Origin of the sequence: Ferruginibacter sp. (genome assembly GCF_014377975.1) — a bacterium.
Lineage (GTDB): Bacteria > Bacteroidota > Bacteroidia > Chitinophagales > Chitinophagaceae > Ferruginibacter.
Genome location: NZ_JACMOO010000393.1, coordinates 1 through 6,789 on the forward strand (window position 1 = coordinate 1; position 6,789 = coordinate 6,789).

The window sequence follows — 6,789 nt, forward strand, 5'->3', positions numbered from 1 at the left end:
ACCTCCGGCTTTTTAATTCCCAAAAATGCAGATGGTACGTTTTTACATTTCAATCCAAAAAATAAATTGGGCCGGCAGGATGGTTTTACAGAAGGAGATCAATGGACCTACCTTTTCGGTGCCATGCAGGATATTCCCGGGATGATTGAAATGATGGGAGGGAAAGAAAAATTCATCGCTAAACTGGATGAGAACTTTAGTGGTAACCATTACCGCCATGACAATGAACCGGGGCATCATTACAGTTACCTGTATGATTATTGCGGAGAACCCTGGAAAACCCAGGAGCTGATAAGAAAGCATACAACAGAAAATTACCGCAATGCCCCGCTGGGTATAAATGGCAATGAAGATTGCGGCCAAATGGCAGCCTGGTATATTTTTGGCGTGATGGGCTTTTATCCTGTAACACCAGCTTCGGGCATATATGCGATCGGTGCACCACAGTTTCCAAAACTTACTTTAAAATATAAGGCAGGCAACCAACCAAAAATATTTACCATTACAGCAAATAAACTTTCTACTGAAAATAAATACATTCAAAGTGCACGGCTGGATGGTAAGGCGATTGATCATCCTTTTATCAGCCATGCAAATATTATTAATGGTAAGAACCTGGTTTTTGAAATGGGCCCACTGCCAAATAAAAACTGGAAATAATATTTTGTGTTTACAGTACAACAAAAATTAAGCAACTAAAAAAGAGGCGGTATCAAAAGTAAATTTCACACAAAGATCGCAACGAATACAAAGGTATCTTAGCCAATACGCACTGCTTTGCGGCCTTTGTAGCTTTGTGTGAAATTTTTATACTTTATAGGAACGTCTCTTTATATTAAACCGGCACTACTTTTAATGTTGTAACGATACAGCGCTATGTTCGCCGCTTACCGGTTTAGTTGGGGGCATTTTATTTTTTATTGTATTATCTGTATTTTGTTTAGGCTTAAAAAATTGTTTGTAGCCTGTTTCTTGTTGTAAAGTATTTGTAATTGCGAAATATAAGCCACGCCCATATTAGCTTACAACCTATTTTCGATTCAGTTTTTCAGTTCAATCTTTTTGATATTAAATATTCATCCATTAGCATAAACCATACTGCAAACGAATGACTGGTTAAGAGCAATAGACGCTTTCCATGAAGCAGAACTTGCTTTTTATAAAAATAAAAAAGAGTAGCAATAGCCATTTCCCTTCGTCATAAAATAAAAACGGCTTGATAAAAATTAACTACTGCGGTTACCTCCGTTAAATTATTATATTAACCAAAATACTGTTACCAAGGCAGAATCATTCAATTAAAAAATAAAATTATTCAAGGCTCATCAAATAGTTGCAGGGAATAATAAATTCAAACGATTTTACACTATCTAAATTTTTTATCGAACTCACTCACTAATTGATGTGAGCACTTTGCATAAAAGTTATGGCGGCAGTAATTAAAAATTACTGTCTGTTTTATTTAAAAATCACGCAAACGTTTGTTGAATTTTATGTCAAAAAAAAAAATAATATTTTTATCCAAAATAAACGATTCCGGCAATCAGCTGCCAGACTAATTTTTTATGCAATTATTCAACTGATTAACATAAACATAATGTTACTTTAATATTTTCTACTGCAATTTGCACAATCAAAAAACTCACTAGAATGAAAAAAACAATCATCCTGCTAAGGTGGATTTTCTTTAAAAAAATGAATGTTCCGCCTTTTACCAGGCATACAACCAATGCCCGTTCATTAACTGAAAAAGTATTGCAATGTTGTATTGTATGTCTGCTGCTTGTTATGGGGCAACGCAGTACTGCACAGGTGGGATCAACTACTGATGTAACTGGTATTGTACTATCCGAAAAAGGAGAGGCTTTACCCGGTGCAACTGTGATGGCCCGTAACTTAACTACCAAGGCTACTGCTTATTCTGTAACTGATGAAAATGGTGTTTTTCTTTTTCGTAAATTATCAATTGGTATCCAATATGATTACAGTTTTACTTTTTTAGGATACTATCCGGAAACTATAAATGGCTTTGTTGTAAAACAAGGCATACCCAGAAGTGCATTGTCTGTTAAGCTTAAAGAAAAGAATGCTTTACTGGGACAGGTTGTTGTAACTGCCCTGGGTATTGTACAAAAGAAGGCTTCCTTAGGTTATGCAACCCAGGAGGTAAAAGGTTCAACACTGAATGAAGCGCGGGATAACAATTTTGTAAATGGCTTATCTGGCAGGGTAGCAGGTGTAAATATTATTTCGGGCAATGGTGTAGGCAGTAGTGCACGCATTACTATCCGCGGAGAATCTTCTTTAAATTATTTTAAAAATCAACCACTGGTTGTTGTAGATGGGGTACCGGTTTCTAACGATCCTGTTATCAATAGCGGTGGGGGCACAAGCCCGGATTATGGTAGTAGTTTAAACGAAATAAACCCGGCAGATATTGAATCGGTGAATGTATTAAAAGGAGCTGCGGCTTCTGCACTATATGGTTCCAGAGCAGCCAATGGCGCATTGGTTATTACCACTAAATCTGGTAAAGGTAATAAGGGTATGGGTGTATCATTAACCAGTGGTTATACATGGGAAAATCCATTGATGCTTCCAAAATTTCAGAATTCATTTGGTGGTGGAACAGATGGTAATTTCCAGGGATCTAATTTTGGTCAAGGTGGAACGCCCTATCCTAATGGTGTTAATGAAGATTGGGATGAAAGCTGGGGACCAGCATTAAATGGTCAGCTCATTACCCAATTTGACGGGCCTACTAAAAACGGTTTTCGTGGCGGAGATGTTAACCTGCCTAACAGGGGAGATATTATTGCCACTCCATATATTGCCCACCCTAATAACATGAAAGATTTTTTTGTGACTGGCCACTCAAGGTATAATTCTGTAGCACTATCCGGAAATAATGAAATAGCAAATTATCGTTTTTCTTACACTAATAATGCTGAAACCGGTATTGTGCCAAACAACAACCTTACCCGCAATTCCTTTAACCTTAAAACAGGTTTTAAATTATCCAACAGGTTAACAGCTGATGCAGTTGTTACCTATTCAAATACAAATAGCAGCAGCAGACCTAACTTAGGGTACGATCATGGAACGCCCATGTACGAGTTTGTATGGTTTAATAGAAATGTGGATATTAATAGCCTTAGAAACTACTGGCAGCCAGGATTACAGGGAATTCAGCAGTTCTCGCAGGATTACGGCAATGGCCATGACAATCCTTTTTTCTATGCGTACGAAAATACAAGCGCTCAAATTAAAAATCAATTGTACGGTAATGTAAAATTGACTTACAAAATACTGGACAATTTAACTATAACTGCAAGGGCCGGTACAGATTATTTTAGTGATTTCCGGCCAAGCAGAATTGCATTAAGCAGTTCTAATGCCATGCAGGGATCTTACTCTGAAACACAATTAGGTTACCAGGAAAATAACTATGATGTACTGGCGAGTTATAGAAAGAATATTAAAGATTTTCATTTGAGTTTTTCAGCAGGTGCAAATTCGATGGAAAGATTTCGCAGTCAGCGTAATTCTTCTGCAGGAGCATTGGTTATTCCTGGTGTGTATAGTTTAAATAATAGCAATGTTGCGGTGCAGGTTTCAGCCGGTGATGAACATCGCAAAACAAATAGTGTATATGCATTTGCACAAAGTGATTATCAGGGTAAAGTTTTTATAGGTATTACTGGCCGCAATGATTGGTCCAGCACCTTGCCTGCTTCCAACAATTCTTATTTTTATCCTTCTGTTAATAGTAGTATTCTTTTTGACAAGATTTTTAAAATGTCTGATAAGATTGACTTATTAAAGTTAAGGCTTGCATACGCCCAGGCAGGTAATGATGCAGAACCTTACTCAATTTTAACTTCCTATAATTATCAGCAATTATGGAATGGTCTTCCTTCGCTATCTGAAAGTTCAACTTTAAATAATTCAAATTTAAAACCAGAAAAAACAAGTACGGCAGAAATTGGTGCTGAACTTTCTTTATTTAAAGGCAGGTTAGGTTTGGATGTAACTGCCTATAGTACTACTTCTAAAAACCAAATCCTTTCACTTACTGCACCCGTTTCGTCCGGGTATCGCGGCAGGGTAATTAATGCAGGCGAAATTTCCAACAAAGGATTTGAGGTTCAATTAAATGCAGTTCCCATTCGTTCAGCCAATGGCATAACCTGGAACATGATGATCAACTTTGCCCGTAATATCAGTAAAGTAGTATCGCTTGCCCCTGGTGTTGATAATATTGTACAGGCTGCTCCCGGCGAAGATGCAACCATTGAAGCACGGGTAGGACAAAGGATGGGGTCCTTGTATGGCCCTGGCTTTCAACGGGTACCCGATGGACCATTAAAAGGAATGCCGGTTATTGGTTCAAACGGACGTCCGAAAATTACGCCTACTTCTATTTACCTGGGTAACATTAATCCTGATTGGACAGCAGGTATTACCAACCGTATAGCCTACAAAGGTGTATATCTTGAGTTTCTTTTTGATATGAATTACGGAGGTGTAATGGTTTCTCGTTTTATTAATAAAGCTACTGGTGCTGGTCAGTTAATTGAAACGGCTGGTGCAAGACTAAAACATGCTCCGGATGATGTTTATAATACTGATTATTACAGAGATGGGGGCGTACTGCAAACAGACGGTTCTTATCTTCGTAACCTGCAAATTTTTGATGGTTCTTACAGTAAAGGTTTAAATGGAACAGGGCCACGCAATTTTTACAAGAGGTATTATGATCATAATTCTGAGGCGCAGTTAGTTAACCGAACCTTTGTTAAACTGCGGGAAACAAAAATTGGCTATAATTTTCCTAAGAAAATGTACGGTCATCTTCCTATTCAAAATATTAATTTTTCTTTGGTAGGCCGTAATCTTTTATTGTTTACAAAAAATAACCAATTCGATCCGGAAACAGCTGCTTCTTCAGGACAAGGTCTTGTTGGAGGTTTTGAAAATCTAAGTTTGCCAACTACCAGAAGTTTTGGTGTCAACTTAAGTATTGTATTCTAATATTATCTTTTAATTTATTAATTCAAATAGAATGAACGCAAAAATATTTACAGGAAGCATGGCCCTCGGGTTATTGTTTACCATCGGGTGCACCAAGCGTTTTGATGACATCAATCAAAACCCAAACGGCCCGCAGCAAATTGCAAACGAACAACTTTTAGTACCCGCAATTATTAAAAATTCTGTTCGTAATTATGCCTACATATCACAATTTGGCGCCGGTGTGGTGGGTGATTATTATGCCAATCAGTATAACAGTGGTTTTGATGATGCATGGACAGCCAGCCAAACAGAAGGTGGTTTTCTCTGGAACTTTTTTGACCAGTTAAAGGATGTAGAAAACCTTCGGGTATTGAGCCATCAAAAAAGGGATAAAAATAACGAAGGCGTTGCATTGGTATTAAGGTCGTGGATGTTTCAGGTAATGACTGATAATTTTGGTGATATGCCTTGTAGCAAAGCTGTACATGGTAAATCGACCGGAAACTTTGCACCAGTTTATGATAAACAGGAAGATATTTATTATGCATTGATGGATTCCTTAAAAGTGGCAAATACGCTTTTAGCAACTGGTACGGATCCAATAAATTCCGATATATTAATGGGCGGCAGCGCATTGCGCTGGAGAGAATTTGCTAACGGTCTGCGCCTGAGAATGCTGATGCGGATGTCTGGTGTTACCGGTGCTAAAATTAATGTAGGTACTGAAATGAATACCATTGCAGGCGATGCAGTTACTTATCCGCTTTTTACTTCAAATGCAGACCAGGCTGCTTTACAATTTACAACTGAACTAAATAATGAGTTTCCTGCTTTTCATAATCCGGCCATTGGCGATTATCATTTAAGTACTACGCTTAAAACCAATTTAAATAACCTGAACGATCCGAGGATTGCTTTTTTTGCAATGCCTACTCCAGCCAGTTATGGAACAGGTTCTCCTCAATACGGAGCTGTGCCTAATGGTTACGGAACGGCAGAATCATCTTATGGTGGTGGAACAAATTTTCAATCTCAGGAGTCACCTATCCTGATGCCACTGGTAGGTTATCCACTTTATGCATCTCCAATAGCAGCGCAAGGTTTACTATTAACTTATGCTGAAGTTCAATTTATTTTAGCAGAGGCAAAAGAACGCGGATTGATAACCGTTGCAACAGATGCAGCAACCTATTATATGAATGGTATCAATGACCAATTTGCCTATGATGGAAGCAGGCTTGATGTATTAAATCAAGCCATTCCTTCTACGGATCATCACTTTGCAAAATCTTCTGATATTGCGCCAGGTGCTGGTTATTTTACTCAACCTGGTGTTGCTTATACCGGAACTACAGATGAAAAGTTGTATAAAATAAGGATTCAAAAATGGTTCGCTTTATTATATAATGGCTTTGAGGGCTGGTCAGAATGGAGAAGGACTGGTGTGCCAAAAGAAACAGTTATTGGCTCTGCCAGTGCTATCAGTGCATGGCCACGCCGTACCAGGTATCCGCTATCTGAACAAACCATTAATACCGTAAATTATAAAGCAGCTTTGCAAGTACAGGGCCCGGATGATTTACTTACTAAAATGTGGTGGAATAAATAAATAGTTTTGCTGATTGCACTTTAGCTATTGGTTTAAAAAGCGCTATCCCTACCCGTTAATTTCGGGTTAGGATAGCGCTTTTTTATTGATTTACAGCACTTTTAATTGAGACCTTATGAACGGCCTGGCAGGCGATTGTCAACTACTGTTAAGTAATCAAACCC

The 6,789-nt window shown here is 38.1% G+C and carries 3 protein-coding genes; all 3 read left to right on the forward strand.

Features of this window, described 5'->3' with window-relative positions; translation table 11 throughout:
• Window positions 1-660: glycoside hydrolase domain-containing protein (locus H7254_RS19410; RefSeq protein ID WP_301934550.1), on the forward strand; the 660-nt coding region annotated here is incomplete at its 5' end.
• A 990-nt stretch (window positions 661-1,650) separates the two neighbouring features.
• A complete protein-coding gene (locus H7254_RS19415; RefSeq protein ID WP_301934551.1) occupies window positions 1,651-5,034 on the forward strand; it encodes a SusC/RagA family TonB-linked outer membrane protein in 3,384 nt (1,127 codons plus the stop codon).
• 31 nt (window positions 5,035-5,065) lie between these two features.
• Entirely contained in the window at window positions 5,066-6,625 is a 1,560-nt protein-coding gene (locus H7254_RS19420) for a SusD/RagB family nutrient-binding outer membrane lipoprotein (protein WP_301934552.1), read from the forward strand.
• The last annotated feature ends 164 nt before the right edge of the window (window positions 6,626-6,789 follow it).